12 protein-coding genes are annotated in these 15,613 nt (G+C 45.8%); 4 read left to right on the top strand and 8 right to left on the bottom strand.

The window, feature by feature from the left end:
• The first annotated feature begins 153 nt into the window (after nucleotides 1-153).
• On the top strand, nucleotides 154-525 hold the full coding sequence (locus tag ERX35_RS09495; RefSeq protein ID WP_149459664.1) for a VOC family protein: 372 nt from the start codon (nucleotides 154-156) through the stop codon (nucleotides 523-525).
• Nucleotides 526-638: 113 nt separating this feature from the next.
• Nucleotides 639-1,577, top strand: coding sequence for a DMT family transporter (locus tag ERX35_RS09490; protein WP_149459663.1), 939 nt, complete (start codon nucleotides 639-641; stop codon nucleotides 1,575-1,577).
• 338 nt (nucleotides 1,578-1,915) lie between these two features.
• On the opposite strand, the gene ERX35_RS09485 is transcribed toward ERX35_RS09490, so the two are convergent.
• From ERX35_RS09485 to ERX35_RS09475, 3 genes are all read right to left on the bottom strand, one after another.
• Nucleotides 1,916-2,758: a manganese catalase gene (locus tag ERX35_RS09485; protein WP_149459662.1), complete on the bottom strand. Its 843-nt coding sequence runs from the start codon at nucleotides 2,756-2,758 to the stop codon at nucleotides 1,916-1,918.
• Between the two features lie 152 nt (nucleotides 2,759-2,910).
• On the bottom strand, nucleotides 2,911-4,206 hold the full coding sequence (brnQ, locus tag ERX35_RS09480; protein ID WP_149459661.1) for a branched-chain amino acid transport system II carrier protein: 1,296 nt from the start codon (nucleotides 4,204-4,206) through the stop codon (nucleotides 2,911-2,913).
• 190 nt (nucleotides 4,207-4,396) lie between these two features.
• Nucleotides 4,397-5,032, bottom strand: a complete 636-nt coding sequence (locus ERX35_RS09475; protein ID WP_149459660.1) for an endonuclease III domain-containing protein — start codon at nucleotides 5,030-5,032, stop codon at nucleotides 4,397-4,399.
• Nucleotides 5,033-5,322: 290 nt separating this feature from the next.
• On the opposite strand from ERX35_RS09475, the gene ERX35_RS09470 reads away from it, so the two are divergent.
• Nucleotides 5,323-6,765, top strand: a complete 1,443-nt coding sequence (locus tag ERX35_RS09470; RefSeq protein WP_149459659.1) for a Mur ligase family protein — start codon at nucleotides 5,323-5,325, stop codon at nucleotides 6,763-6,765.
• A 45-nt stretch (nucleotides 6,766-6,810) separates the two neighbouring features.
• On the opposite strand, the gene ERX35_RS09465 is transcribed toward ERX35_RS09470, so the two are convergent.
• On the bottom strand, nucleotides 6,811-8,370 hold the full coding sequence (locus ERX35_RS09465) for an amidase family protein (protein WP_149459658.1): 1,560 nt from the start codon (nucleotides 8,368-8,370) through the stop codon (nucleotides 6,811-6,813).
• A gap of 238 nt (nucleotides 8,371-8,608) precedes the next feature.
• Here ERX35_RS09465 and ERX35_RS09460 point away from each other — a divergent pair, with 238 nt between their 5' ends.
• Nucleotides 8,609-9,634: a threonine aldolase family protein gene (locus ERX35_RS09460; protein ID WP_149459657.1), complete on the top strand. Its 1,026-nt coding sequence runs from the start codon at nucleotides 8,609-8,611 to the stop codon at nucleotides 9,632-9,634.
• Between the two features lie 70 nt (nucleotides 9,635-9,704).
• Here the strand turns inward: ERX35_RS09460 and ERX35_RS09455 are convergent, their stop codons facing one another.
• The 4 genes from ERX35_RS09455 to ERX35_RS09440 all read right to left on the bottom strand — a co-directional run bounded on the left by ERX35_RS09455 (nucleotide 9,705) and on the right by ERX35_RS09440 (nucleotide 15,575).
• A complete protein-coding gene (locus ERX35_RS09455) occupies nucleotides 9,705-11,012 on the bottom strand; it encodes an APC family permease (RefSeq protein WP_149459656.1) in 1,308 nt (435 codons plus the stop codon).
• A 125-nt stretch (nucleotides 11,013-11,137) separates the two neighbouring features.
• Nucleotides 11,138-11,947 (bottom strand): pyruvate, water dikinase regulatory protein, encoded by an 810-nt coding sequence (locus tag ERX35_RS09450; RefSeq protein WP_246143152.1) that lies wholly within the window; start codon nucleotides 11,945-11,947, stop codon nucleotides 11,138-11,140.
• 11 nt (nucleotides 11,948-11,958) lie between these two features.
• The gene (gene ppdK, locus ERX35_RS09445; RefSeq protein ID WP_149459654.1) at nucleotides 11,959-14,580 is read right to left on the bottom strand and encodes a pyruvate, phosphate dikinase; all 2,622 of its coding nucleotides are present in this window, start codon (nucleotides 14,578-14,580) and stop codon (nucleotides 11,959-11,961) included.
• 134 nt (nucleotides 14,581-14,714) lie between these two features.
• The gene (locus ERX35_RS09440; protein WP_149459653.1) at nucleotides 14,715-15,575 is read right to left on the bottom strand and encodes a prephenate dehydrogenase; all 861 of its coding nucleotides are present in this window, start codon (nucleotides 15,573-15,575) and stop codon (nucleotides 14,715-14,717) included.
• Between the last annotated feature and the right edge of the window lie 38 nt (nucleotides 15,576-15,613).

The following is a 15,613-nucleotide window of genomic DNA, read 5'->3' as shown; positions in this document are numbered from 1 at the left end:
TGTTCTTGATTTTCAACCGTCACTGTTAAAAATATCTGTGTCTGCCTGACAAGCTTTTATTCCTGAAACCGAGCGATGCTGCAAGTTTCTTAGACCATTTTCCGTGCTATGTATGTTTTAATAGTAATAGCTGATACTAAAGGAGATTGAGTCATGAATTTAGGTAACTTTTCGTTAAGTCTGGAAGTAAAAGATATTAATGCTTCACTGGAGTTTTATAAGAAGCTCGGCTTCAAGCAGATTATGGGCGACTTAAGCCAGAAATGGTGTGTAGTCAGAAATGGTGAGTGCACGATCGGTTTGTTCCAAGGGATGTTTGACAGTCATATACTGACATTCAATCCGAAATGGGATGCTGACTTTCAGGAGAATCAAAATGCACCGGATATCCGGGAGATTGAAGCAAAACTTCGTGCAGCAGGCATTGAACCGGTCAAATCTTTTGAATATGAAACGACAGGTCCCGCTCATTTTGTCATTGAAGATCCAGATGGCCATACGATTATGTTTGAGCAGTACTTATAGTCAATAGGCATTATATCTTTGATATAATGTCTTTTTTTGAAAACTCTCTCTTTTTAAAAGCATTCTATAAAGGTGTATGATAACGATATACCTTATTATTGGAGTGGTTTATTGTGTTCTTTTTATTATTTGCGTTACTGATCGGAATCGGCGTTCCGGTGCAGACGGCTGTGAATTCGAGGTTACGCAGCTATGTCCTCTCGCCTTTTGTCGCTTCACTGATTTCATTCACGGTCGGGATGACTTTTCTCGGCATTGCTACGTTACTGACTAAAGGTACTCTGCTGTTTCCCGCGTCTTTAGTTACGGAAGAACCGGCCTGGCTGTGGATAGGCGGATTGCTTGGTGTCATCGGTCTGACTGGTAATATACTGCTGTTCCCTAAGCTTGGTGGTGTCCAGACTGTATTACTGCCGATTATGGGGCAGATTATTGCCAGCATGCTGATTGATACTTTCGGATTATTTAACTCGCTTCAGCAGCCGTTCACTTTGATGCGCGGCGTCGGTGTTCTTATTCTTGTCGTCGGATTAATATGTATCGTTGTTTTGCCGGATGTGCTGAACCGCAGAAAACGCGGTATGCCAGCTGAGACGCAGGGCAGTAAACTGCCGTTTCAGTTGTTCGGCATTCTTGCCGGGATGATGATGGCAACGCAGGCCCCTATTAACGGTCACCTCGGCAGTGTTCTTCATTCACCGATTCATGCTGCTTTCATTTCCTTTACTGTCGGAATGATCATCTTATTGCTGATAGTCACGCTCGGCTTGAGAAAGCTGCCTAACGTCAAACTGGCTTTCGGTCAAGGACGGCCATGGTGGATTCTTACCGGTGGTCTGATCGGTTCAATATTTGTGCTCGGCATGGCGACACTCGTACCGATAGTAGGTACAGGACTTGTCGTCATTGTCGGACTGTTCGGCCAGATTCTCTGCAGTATGATGATTGATCAGTTCGGTCTGCTCGGAGCGAAGAAAACTTCTGTCACCGGCATTCAGTTACTCGGCATTCTATTGATGATTATCGGCGTTATTCTGATAGAAGTGTTTTAATGAATAGTGATTAACATAAAAAAGACGGTGCTTTCTCTATGGAAAGCAACCGTCTTCTTTAAAGAGTTATGATGCAATTATCGGTTTTTGCGTCACAACTTTGAGAGTGATGATGCAATTATCGGTTTTTGCGTCACAACTTTGAGAGTGATGATGCAATTATCGGTTTTTGCGTCACAACTTTGAGAGTGATGATGCAATTATTGGTATTTCTTACTTATGACTAATGGGAGTATCGCCTCGTTCGAAGTATCAACCCTTTGGAATTGTCATCTACTCTTCTATGCGTCAAGACAAAAAAGAACCATCCTGAAGTAACAGGATGGTTCTCATTGATTTTATAATTTTTTGTTATCGTTCTGTGGTAATGTATTATGCAGTGATGCCGGTGGGTTCTCAAGTTCTGGCACTGCACCTTCGAAAGGAATTTTTTCTACGTAATTGAACTCGCCGTCGCCGGCAGGAGTTGTGCCGCCTGCCCATGAACCGAGGCTGCTTTCTTCTGAGCTTGCAGAATGGTTATACAATGAGAAGGCAATATCTGTACGTTCTTTTGAACGGTCGAATGTTGAAGGAACAATTTTGCCTTCAGACGCTTCAAGTTCTGCAATGGCCTGCATCCATAAGTTCTGATGGAAAGAGTCACGCGCAATCAGTACTGCCAGCATATCTTTAAGACCTGGATCATCAGCCATCTCATAAATGCGGACTGCCTGGATTCTACCTTGAGATTCCGCATTTAAGTTCGCACGGAAGTCTGCAAGCAGGTTACCACTTGAAATAATATAGCTGCCCATCCATGGATTGCCGACGCTGTCAGCTGGACGCGCATTTAAGCCGGACACAATCGCATGCTGCGGATTCATTCCAGCTAAAATTGAACCGACAACCGGATCTTTCGCTGCCGCTTCCTGATGCTTAATGTCCGTACCTTCCAGCAGACGGCCGACCATCGTTGCAAGCATCTCAATATGTCCTAATTCCTCAGTACCAATATCAAGTAATAAATCTTTATATTTTTCGTTACCTTTTCTTACACCCCAGCCCTGGAACAAGTACTGCATGGCTACACTCATCTCACCAAATTGCCCACCGATTAACTCCTGAACTTTCTTCGCCATTAACGGATCTGGTTTTACCGGTTTCGCTTCAAACTGTAAATGTTTATCATGTAAGAACATAAAGTAACCTCCTAAGAATATAGTCGTTGTACTTTTAATACATAACCTCTATTTGGTATTAATAAACATTTTGTAATCGAATTTCATATTTTTGTATACCTATACAGTACAAGAAGCCCATCCGGCTGCGGCTGGATGGGCTTATATTAATTTTATGCAGCAACACGCGATGCAGGAATTACACGGTCCATTATAAATCCGATAAAGCTGAATATCATGAAGGGAACAAGCCAGGCAAGCCCAAGTGATGAGAGCGGCAGCATATTATAGAATCCATGAAACCATCCGACCTGCTCCGCGATAATCTGCAGCACTGAAAAAAGCAGCGTGACCGCAGCCGGCAGGATGAACAAATATTTCGACCGTCCTTTAATGATGACCTGGACGCATGACAGCAGGACAAGAACGATAGACACCGGATAGATAAAGATGAGCAGCGGCACTGCAAGACTTAATATTGTCTCCAGTCCAAGCGTCGTAAAACAGAAGCCCATGACAGAAAAAATGAGTGCCCATCGCTGATAAGAAATCTTGCCGTAAATTTTATGGAAAAACTCAGCACAGGCATTGACGAGCCCGATACAAGTTGTCAGACAGGCAAGCAGTACAATCGCAGCAAACAGCAGGTTACCGAGGCTGCCGAAGTTTCGGAGTGACTGATACGTTAAAATATCTGTTCCGTCTTTAAATGCATGAGCACTTGAAGTGCCGCCCATATAGGCAAGCGACAAATAAATCAGCAGCAGCAGTGACGATGAAATGATACCGGCCTTAAAAATACTGATGACAATCTGCTTCTTATCAGTGATCCCTGCGTATTTAAATGAATTGACGACTACTACCGAGAACGCAAGCGCAGCGACAAGATCCATCGTAAAGTAGCCTTCAAGTAATCCAGATACAAACGGCGCATGAATATACTTACCATGCGCAGGCTGCAGCGCGCGTTCCGGATGCATTATCGTAAACAGTGAGAGTAAAGCGATGACAAATAGCAGCACAGGTGTCAGCACTTTCCCGAGTGTCGCTGCCATCTTTGATGGATTCAAAGCGATGATATAGACCAGGATAAAAAACAGCAGCGAGAAAACAATGAGCAGCCAATAACCTGCAGCAGGGAAAATGCTTTTCACACCAATTTCGTAGGCGACATTCGCCGCTCTCGGAATGCCGTATAACGCTCCGATGGATAAGTAGATGACAATCGCAAAAATCAGTCCGAATACCGGGTGAACTTTATTACCGGCACCTTCTACACCCTCGTCATAGTAAGCGGTGATAATGACCGTCAATAGCGGCAGCAGTATACCTGTCACTACAAAGCCAAGCATCGCAATCCAGAGATGCTGACCTGCTGTGTACCCGAGCATCGGCGGAAAGATGAGATTACCCGCCCCGAAAAATAGTGAAAATAACATTAAACCTGACACAACTACTGTTTTATTCATGACTTCCTCCTGAGTACTAAGTGCGAACACAATTATCTAAAAATTATAATGTTTCGAAAAATTAATGTCAATCACACTTTAAACCGAAAAAGCATCTCTACAAAAATGTAAAGATGCTGAGCTCTCACAAATCGGTCGAGAACTTCACTGCCTGCTTATATCACCTGGTTTCATCAATAGGGAATTTTTATTAATTTATAAAGTATTCAGTCAAAAAGTGCTCTCGCTCTTTTGACCTGCTGGATAAATATTTCTTGCCGAATTCATCAAGTAGCCCATGAAATTCCTTGGCATCTTCTGACGTGAAGTCAGCCGGCAGCACGACTTCTTGTTTGAACTTGTTGTAGCTGTCAGTATTGCTGTAACCGAGGCGGGCATAGAGCCGCCTCGTATAGCTGTCAGGAATGAATTCGACTCGATGAAACAAGTAGACAAGAAGAACATCCGCTGTCTCAGGACCGATGCCATGAAGCTTCAGCAGTTCATTCCTCAAATCAGTGCCGTAATCATCTGACAGCTGCCTGTAATTAAAATCGTATAGTGCCAGCCAGTCGAGCAGCGTCTTCACAGCTTTTGATTTGTTCTTATAGTAGCCGCTCGGACGAATCAACTCAGCTATTTCGTCCGTAGTGAGTGCCGCAAGTTTATAACGATCAAACGCTGTCATCTGCCGGATATTAGCGAGTGACTTTACGACATTATTCCAGTTGGTGTTCTGCACGAGAATGGCACCGAGCATCATCTCAATTTCACTTTCTGCCGGCCACCACCCTTGCGGTCCCATATGGTGATACAGTAATTGGTATAATTCTGTTGTCTCCAGCATAATCAGTTCACCTGCCTTTAATAATTAGTGGACATTGATTAAGTTATAACAGTTTACATTTAGTTTATATTACAATATTTACTATATTTTAATAAAATGTAATAGCAGATTTTTACTCAGCTGTAGCATACTCCATCATAAAAAACTATAAATATAAAATGGATTCAGAAAATATAAATTATCTGACAGCTGTCTATATAAGCTATAATATTATTAAATAGTAATTTATACTTGAAATACTAAGTCGATTTAACAGTGCCTTATGCCATGCTATAAATTTGGAGGGTTATATGAATATACCTATCATGCTTGCAACTATCGAAGAGTACATCATTACAAGCAACAATCTAAAGCCTGATGATGGCTTTACGCCGCACATCGTATCAATGTATCAGGACATCACGAATGAAAGTATCTTCATGCTGAAATCCTCTGAGCAGGCGGCTCACTACGCTGAACTTGCGGTCGCGAAAAAGCCGGCACTTATCATTACAGACATAGCTTTAGCAGAAAGCAGCATTCCAGTAGTAGTGGTCAGTGACTTCGCGGCGGTGGCCAATCAGCTGATCCGTCTGCTTTACGATGACGCTATCAGCCGCCTGAAATTCATCGCCGTGACCGGTACTAACGGTAAAACGACAACAAGCCATATGATCGCTAAACTGCTGACATGTTCAGGCCAGAAGACAGGTATTATCGGCACGCTTGGTATTTTCGACTGCCATTATCATAAGCTTGATTTTAATCATTCCACTCAAACAACTCCGATGTATTTCGAGCTGGCTGAGATCATCAAATATTTCGCGGAAGAAGCGTATGACTATATTGTTTATGAAGCGACTTCTATCGCACTCGACCAGCAGCGTACAGATTTCATCAGTAATGACCTCGCAGTTTTCACTAATTTCAGTCCGGAACATCTTGAATATCACGGGACGATGGCCTCTTATCTTCAAGCCAAATTGCGGCTTGATGCGTTAAGCAAGGATAACATCGTCAATATGGATACTCGAGAATATCATTCACTTGCACAAGGCCCTTTCCATTTTTCCAGTAATGCAGACACTTATTATCAGTTCAACTTACACGATGACTACATCGATCTCAAGGTCGGCAGCGAGCAGCACCGCCTTTATCCTTCATTTTTCGGCGAACATAATTACATCAATATCTCAACGAGTGTGTTCGCGCTGCATAAACTCGGCTTCCCTATTAATCAGCTGCTGAAATATGCGGGAGAAGTGCAGCCGCCTGTCCACCGGTTTGAAGTGCTGGACATTCAAGGCTATGAATTCATACTCGACTTCGCCCATACGCCAGTTGCCGTCAATGAATCCATTCATAACGCACTGAAGTATGCCGCAAGACAACAGAAAAACTTGAATGTCATGGTGACCGGCATCGGCTTACGAGGGTTTGATAAGATTATGCTGACCGTCAAACAGCTGCCGCCGGGCGTCCATCAGCTGATGCTGGCAGCTGAGCAGGTAGGCTATGTCGAGCCCGAGACTATCATGACGACGATGATTGACCATTTAACTGACTGTTATAACAGCGACCATGTTCTGTCATCACCATCAAGAAAAGAAGGGATCAGTCAACTGATCAAAGCGACTGATCCTGCTGAAGATATTATACTTCTTACCGGCATCAACGAGCCTCAGCATTTCAGAGGCAGCACAATCGAGCATGATGACCAGCAGTATATTAAACAGCTGCTCTGTGACCATTAAAAAGAGGCAGTGATTAAGGGAGTCCTTGATCACTGCTGTTAGTTGTTATAGCTTTAAATTGGCTTTCAGTTCTTCATCTGACAAACGGCGGCGTCCTTGGTGATGCTGTTCAAAAGCGTAGCCGAGCTGCAGTACTTTCTCGTCTTCATCCATCTCTGCTGTAATCGTCAGACCATGCGGCGCCCCGTCTTTATCAACACCAAGCGGGATTGAGATTTCCGGATAACCTGCCACTGCTGTTACGAGTGTGCCAGCGTAATCAAGATACGCAACGCTGTCCAGCTGATGACGGTCGATCAAGTCATCATAATAGCTTGCCGCATGATGAATGGTCTCATCAACAAGCCTTTGATTATTGTCAGCGGCTGCTGCTGTTTCAACGTGCCCTTGACCGTATTTGCCGCGCGTCTTCATATCTTCCTTATTGTAGGCAATCAGTTCATCCAGCGTATTGAATGGCAGGCTGTGCTGCTTCGCGTAGCGCTCTACCGCCGGGCCGAATTCAGCATTGATAACCGGTACATTATCAATATTTGATGTGTCGAACTTCAGTTCAATTACTTCAGCGCCTGCCTGACGCAATGAGTCAATTGCGCGCTGCGTCATCTCGTGATCGTCCTGAATCACGCCGATGCGTTTGTTATTCAAGCTGCCTGCACGTACTTCATCAATGTCAATTCGGTCTAACCGGTCGGCAGTGATAGCGTTGTAGCCGTACACTGCATCCGTGACTGATTTAGTGATCGGCCCGACGACATCAAGTGACGTCGCAAGCGGAAAGACGCCTTCACCTGCTGTACGGTTGATGCTTGGCTTGAAGCCGACTGTTGACGTATAAGCAGCGGGTGCGACAATAGAACCTGTTGTCTCTGTACCAAGTGCAATAGCACCGATATTAGCAGTCGTACTTGTCCCGGCACCTGAACTTGAACCAAGTGGTGATAATTCAAGCGGCTTATACGGATTAAGCGTCTGACCATGTTTTGAACTGTAACCGCTCGGCATCTTCGGCGACATGTAGTTCGCCAGTTCAGATAAATTGGTTTTCGCCATAATAATGGCGCCCGCTTCTTTCAAGCGTTTTACAACGTCAGCATCTTCTGCCGGGATATAGTCCCGCATCATATAAGTGCCGACACTTGTAATCATATCAGAAGTATTAATATTTTCTTTCACTGTCACCGGAATACCAAACAGAATTCCTTTTTCAACGACTGGTGATGCATCGCACTTGCGGGCAAGCTCCAGCGCTTCACTATTAATCTCAGAAATCCCGTTAATACCATTCTCTGCCTGGTCGAACGTCAAAATACGATCCAAGTAGAACGCAGTCAATATTTCATAGTTCAGCTCATTGTTCCGAATAGCGTCCTGTATTTCTTCAACCGAACGATCAATGATGAATTCCGCCTTTGACCGGACAAGTTCGAGGTTCACACCTTCCAGCTGGTCTGAGGCAGCTTTAACAAGACGGTCTCTATTGTACATTGCATATGATTCTTTAGCAGTTCTAGGTTCTTTCTTCTGCGCTATCGCTATTCCTACACTCGCCATAAGCGCTGCTACACCTACTGCCGTGCCGATAGATATATTTTTCTTGTTCACTTGAGTTCCTTCTTTCTTATATGTAATGGTCTAATTGCCAATTCTTATTCATTCCCTAAAACAGTCAACTCAATCGTCGTATTTATTAGCGCGATGCGTGAATTTAAGTTTGCACGTCACGTTTTAAGTTTCTTGACTTATCATTAAATCCGTCCAGCTTAACAGCATCATCAAATACAGAATCTTATGATAATATAATCATAACAGCAAACTACCTTTTAGGAAATGAGTGAATGACATGATTAGATTTGATAATGATTATACAGAGGGCGCGCACCCTTTCATACTTGAGGAACTCGTCAAGACCAATACAGTGCAGCTGCCGGGTTACGGCGAGGATGAGTACTGCAGGCTTGCAGCTGAGCATATTAAAAGACATTGTGCCAATGAGGACGTCGATGTTCATTTTATGGTCGGCGGCACGCAGGCCAACACAACGATTATCTCTGCGATTTTGCGGCCGCACCAAGCTGTGCTGGCAGCGGACTCCGGCCATATCGCTGTCCATGAAACAGGTGCGATTGAATCGACCGGCCATAAAGTGCTGGAGCTGCAGAATACAGAAGGTAAAATCAATGCCGACCAGATCGCAAGCTATGTGCAGAATCACTGGGATGACCCGACCCATGAACATATTCCGCAGCCGAAGCTCGTCTATCTGTCTCAGCCGACTGAGCTCGGCACACTTTATACAAAAGCTGAACTGCAGGCAATCAGAGACGTCTGCCTTGCTAAAAACCTTTATTTAATGGTCGATGGTGCCCGTCTTGGCTACGGCATGGCTGCTAAAACCAACGATGTGACATTGCATGACCTGACGACATTAACAGATATATTCTATATCGGTGGCACAAAAGTCGGCGCGATGTTCGGTGAAGCGATCGTCATCAGTCATGACTATATTAAAGAAGATTTCCGCTATATTATGAAGCAGCGCGGTGGTATGCTCGCTAAAGGCCGCTTCCTCGGGCTGCAGTTCAAAGTGCTGTTTGAAGATAACCTGTACTTTGACGTCTCAAATCACGCTATCCGTATGGCTGAACTGCTGCTTGCCGCGTTCAAGGACAAAGGCATTGCGCTCAAATATGATTCACCGACGAATCAAATCTTCCCGATATTAGAAGATGACAAAATTAAAGAACTGCATGACCATTACTCCTTCTATGTATGGGAGGAAGCAGGTGACGGCAGAAAAGCAGTCAGAATCTGTACGAGCTGGTCGACTAAAGAAGAAGACATCAACAGCTTCATTGCTGCGTTATAGCACTTACTTTATCTCACAAAAAATACGGCTGCTTTCCGCGGAAGGCAGCCGTATTTTTTATGCAGTCTTGTCAGTTCTTCTTATAATAGTACACCGGTATACCGATTAATGTCACAGCGATTCCTATAATAGCAAGAACCGGCTGTGTGACTAGTGTATTGATCATGACATAAACGCCTGCGACTAGTGAAATCCCTGGAATGACTGGATAGAGCGGCACTTTGTAAGGGCGCTCCATACGTGGTTCCCGTCTGCGCAGTATAAACACTGCGACAAACGCCATGCAGTAGAAGAGCCAGATAACAAAGACCAGCATATTAGTAATCGAGTCGAAGGCACCGAGTGATACCATAATCATCGCAATCATCAGCTGAATGAGACCGCTGAACCACGGCGCGCCTGCTTTAGTGAGACTCATAAACTGCTTACTCCATGGCAGCATACTTTTCTCCGCCATCGCATAAGGCACACGCATGCCAGTCATTGTATAGCCGTTCAATGCGCCGTACACAGAGATCAGAATGCCGATTGTGATTAACTTGCCGCCCGCTTCTCCGAACAACTTAACCGCCGTATCAGTAGCGGCATTCAAATTGCCAGCGAGTCCGCTGATCGGAAATGTCAGTAAAAATGCAGCATTGATCAGCAAGTAGATTGCCATGACCAGTCCAAGACCGATTGTAATCGCTGCCGGTAAATCTTTCTTCGGATTCTTCATTTCCCCGGCAATATTGCCGACATGAATCCAGCCGTCATAAGCGAACATTGTCGCCAGCAAGCCGGCACCGATGGCGGTGAACAGCCCGCTGTTCGCGCCTGCAGCGGGGAATAATGAGAACTGAACGTCCCCTGACTGCATCAGTCCGAACACAATGATTAAAATGAGCGGAATCAGTTTGATCACTAATGTCACCGACTGCAGAATACCGCCCGCTTTAGAGCCGAGTATGTTGATCAAGTAAATGGATAGCGCCGCGACAAAAGCGATAGGAATCAACAATGTCGGTGCCAGATGGAACAGATTGATCACCTGCGTCGCAAAGACGATGGCCTGGGCCGCGACATTGGCCGGGAAGTAAATGAACGCCTGTGCCCAGCCGGATAAGAAGCCCCAGAACTTGCCGTAAGTATATTCTAAATACGTCGTCAGGCCGCCCGTCTCCGGGATAGCTGCAGCGAGTTCCGCTGCTGTGAGTCCTGCGCATATAGTAATAATGCCGCCGATCAGCCAGACAAGCAGTGTCAGTCCTGCACTTCCTGTCACTTCTGTAATATTCGATACTTTAAAAAACACACCTGAACCGATGACTGTCCCCATCACCAATGCCAGTGCCGGAAAGAAGCCAATGCTCTTTTTGAGTTCAGAGCTATTATTCATCTATTTTAGTCCTCCTAATGTAATCGCTTCAAAAACTTACTTATGTATAGTAACATACTCGCCCTCGATATGTAGCAGTTACTAAAAAAAAGAAACATAGCATCTGCTATGTTTCCGCTGGTCGTCTAAGAACGGTTTAAATACTTCTCAATATAAAAGGCTGATTCTTCAATCGACTTGTATTCTGTATTGATCACTATCGCGTTCAGCCGTTCAAACACTTCTTCTGCGTATATCAGCTCTTCTTTAATACGCTGTAAGTTATTGTAGTCAGCCGGCCCCTGCAGCCCCAATATCTTCACCCGTTCCGTTCTAATATTCATAATATAGTTCGGACCTGCCGTAAGACCGAATACTTTCAAGTGCTGCTTGAACAGCGCTTCCGGCAGCGGTACTTCCGGCACAAGCGGGATGTTCGCTATTTTATAGCCTTTGTTGGCAAGATACATGCTGAGCGGTGTCTTTGATGTCCGTGACACACCGACAATCACTGCATCTGCTTCGCTTAAATCATTGAAGTTCTTACCGTCATCGTACTTCACCGAATATTCCATCGCTTCAATCCGTTTGAAATATGTGCTGTCGAGCCTCCGCAGCGCCCCGCTTTCTAATAACGGTTCGACGTTCGTCTGCTGCTGAATAATATGGATCAGCCCTGACAAATAGTCAACATAAGGAATGCCGTAGTCTGCTGCAAACTTAAGGCCCAGCTGATTCAGCTCCTGGTCAACAAGTGTCGTCACTAATATCGCATTGCTGCTTTTGGCGAGCTCCAGTATGTTCTGGAACTGTTCCTTATCCTTCATAAAAGGGAACTTCTTAATGACGACAGAATCAAGCATCGGAAACTGGGTGAGTGTCGCATGAATCATGCGCTGCGCTGTCTCGCCGATAGAATCCGAGACGACAAATATCGTTAGTTCGTGGTCGTTCAAATCAAGACCTCCTACTGTGCTGCTACTTGACTCTGTGCTGCCGCAAGCACTGCTCCTGGTACACGGAACGGAGAACATGACACGTAATCAACGGCCAGTTGATTGAAGAACTGAATAGACTTCGCATCGCCGCCCAGTTCCCCGCACACACCGATCTTAATGGCTGGTTTCACGGCTTTCGCCTGCTCGACAGTCAGCTTGATCAGCTGACCGATACCCGCAACGTCCAGCGTCTGGAACGGGTCAACTTCAAGAATGCCGCGGTCGATATATTCACCGATGAATTTACCGGCATCATCGCGGGAGAAGCCGTATGTCAGCTGCGTTAAATCATTCGTCCCGAAACTGAAGAAATCACATTCTTCAGCGAGCTGTCCTGCAATCAGGCACGCGCGCGGCGTTTCGATCATTGTTCCTATCAAGTAGCTGACAGATGTATTTTCTGCTGCTTCAAGTGCCTGTACTTTGTTGTGAATCACTGCTTTCAGCTCAGTGAATTCTTTCACCGTCGCAACAAGCGGAATCATAATTTCCGGTTGACACTCTATACCCTGTGATTTCAGTCGGATAACACTGCTGATGATTGCCTCTGCCTGCATTTCATACAGTTCTGGATACGTGATGGCAAGGCGGCAGCCGCGGTGGCCGAGCATCGGGTTGACTTCCTGCAGTTCTTTCATGCGTTCTGTCAGCTTGTCAGAGGACAGTCCAAGCTGTGCAGCGACTGTCTCGATCTCTTCTGCTGAATGCGGCAGGAACTCATGCAGCGGTGGATCAAGCAGCCGGACAATCGTCGGCCGGTCTCCGGATAATTTGAAGATCGCTTCAAAATCTTCTGTCTGATATTTTAAGATGGTGTCCAGTGCCTGCTGCCGCTCGTCCTGCGTAGATGACAGAATAAAACGGCGCATTTCAACCAGGCGTTCTGCGCCGAAGAACATATGCTCAGTACGGACTAAACCGATCCCTGCAGCATTGAAGCCGTAACCGACTTTAATATCCGCCTCTGTCTCGGCATTCATGCGGACGCTGAGCCGACCGGCATCAGCCGCCCATTCCATGAACTGTTCAAATTCCGGCGTGTGTTCTGCGCTCACTGTTTCAAGCTCACCTAAATAGACGCGGCCGGTCGAACCGTCAACTGAGACGATATCTCCTTCAACAATCGTGCCGCCTGGATAAATGACGCGTTTTTCTTTAGTGTTGATTGTCAAGTCGGAACAGCCCGTCACACAGCATTTCCCCATGCCGCGGGCGACGACTGCCGCATGGGATGTCATTCCACCGTGTGTTGTAATAATGGCTTCCGCTGCAATCATCCCTTCGATATCTTCCGGAGACGTTTCAGGACGCATCAATATGACTTTTTCTCCAGCTGCGGCCTGGGCTTTCGCATCAGCGGCAGAGAAGACAACTTTGCCGGTCGCAGCGCCGGGGCTCGCCGGCAGACCGATCGTTGAAATCGTTTCAGTATGTGCCAGTGCGGCCGGATGAAATGCCGGGTGCAGCAGCTGGTCGATTGACCGCACGTCTACTTTCGCTATCGCATCTGCTGTCGATAATACACCGTCCTCCACCATATCAGCTGCAATTTTCATCGCGGCTTTTGCGGTGCGTTTCCCGTTACGGGTCTGCAGTATATATAATTTTTCGTTTTCAATGGTGAACTCAATGTCCTGCATATCTTTGTAATGTGCTTCTAGACGTTCTGTGACATCAACGAACTGCTGGTAGACATCCGGCATCTGGTCGTTTAACGTCGAGATTTTCTGCGGGGTACGGATACCGGCAACGACATCTTCACCTTGGGCATTCAGTAAATATTCACCGTACAATACGTTCTCACCGGTCGACGGGTTCCGCGTGAATGCCACACCTGTCCCGCTCTTGTCACCGCTGTTACCGAACACCATTTCCTGCACGTTCACTGCAGTGCCGATATCGTGAGGAATCTCGTTCAGCTCACGGTACACGCGGGCACGGTCGTTATTCCAAGATTTGAAGACCGCTTCGATCGCTGCACGCAGCTGGTTAAGCGGATTCTGCGGGAACGCCTGATACACTTCTTCGACATAGACTTCCTTGTAGTGACTGCAGATGGTCTGTAAATGGTCCGCTGAAATAGCAGCGTCACTTGTATAGCCGTGCTCCTGCTTGAACTCATTGAAGTACTCATCGAACGCTGCCATCGGAATATTATAGACGACTTGACCGAACATCTGCAGCAGACGACGGTAGCAGTCATACGCGAAACGCGGATCATTTGTCTTTCGAGCGAGCTTCTCCACATTGTCATCATTTAATCCTAAGTTCAAAATCGTGTCCATCATACCCGGCATCGAAATCTTCGCACCGCTCCGGACAGAGACGAGCAGTAAGTTGTCATCAGCAGAAAAAGCCTTGCCGGTCGTATCCGACAGACGCTTTAACTGCGTCTCGAGCTCTGCCAGCAGCTCGTCTGACAGCGTCTCGCCCTGCTTCAAATATTCAATGCATGCTTCAGTCGTAATCGTGAAACCATTCGGCACAGGCAGCCCTAGACGCATCATCTCTGATAAATTGGCTCCTTTACCGCCTAACAGGTCTTTCATTGATTGCCTGCCTTCTTCAAATGCATAAATATATTTAGTCACGACTCATCACCTCAAAATTTAATGTGTTATACTATTTGTTAATTAGTATGTCATATTAAAAATAAAATGACAATCAAAAACTGAGCGACGATCTAAAAAAATGCCCCTCTTTTTAATAGAGGCGCATGTCATAACTATTTTACTCTTAAATCCGATTCCTGCAATTTCACCCGGCGGGCTGTTGATTCCTTGAATATTTGTTCCATCTTGTGAGCATCGTCGTCCTGTATCGCAGTTTTCAGTTCCCGTAATGCTTCTTCAAACCGTTCGATATAGGTGATTAAGTGATCTTTGTTATTCATGAAGAGTTCGGGCCATAATTTTTCGTTCATGTTGGCAATGCGCGTTAAGTCACGATAGCTGTCACCGATGAAGCGGATGGTTTCATGCGACCGGTCATCACTGTTGATCAAGGCGACCGCAATCGCATGGGTCAGCTGACTTGTATGAGCAATCATCTCATCATGTGTATTGGCGTCTGTCATCGTCACCCGTTTGAATCCTAAGTGAGACAGAAAGTCTTTGAACCAGTCAATATTTTCCTGCTTATTACGGTCTGTCGGTGTAATCACATAATTAGCACCTTCAAAGACACTTGCATCAGCATATTCAAATCCACGCTTTTCTCGGCCGGCCATGGGGTGTCCGAAGATGAAATCGACCTGTTCAGGGATGACGTCAGCCATCGAAGCAATGACAGTACGCTTGACACCTGTTGTGTCAGTGATAATCGCCCCTGCCTTGAAATCATTTTGATGCGTGCGGACATATTCTTTCATCACTTCTGGATAGAGCGCAAATATAACAAGGTCCGCCTGCTGCAGCACCGTCTTATTCACGGTTTCCCCGTGATCGATGAATCCCTCGTCCTGTGCCAGTTTTAATGTTTCTAAGTTTGTATCAATCGCCATAATACGGTGGTCTTCATTATGACTACGAATGGCTTTCGCGAATGTACCACCAATGACACCGAGTCCTACTATCGCAATATTCATTGAGTCACCTCTATACCTTTTAATGGTTTAAAGCGTAA

The sequence above is a fragment of the Macrococcus equipercicus genome (assembly GCF_004359525.2).
Lineage (GTDB): Bacteria > Bacillota > Bacilli > Staphylococcales > Staphylococcaceae > Macrococcus > Macrococcus equipercicus.
Note: the sequence above shows the minus strand (reverse complement) of the source record. Positions and strands in the feature narration are given on the sequence as shown.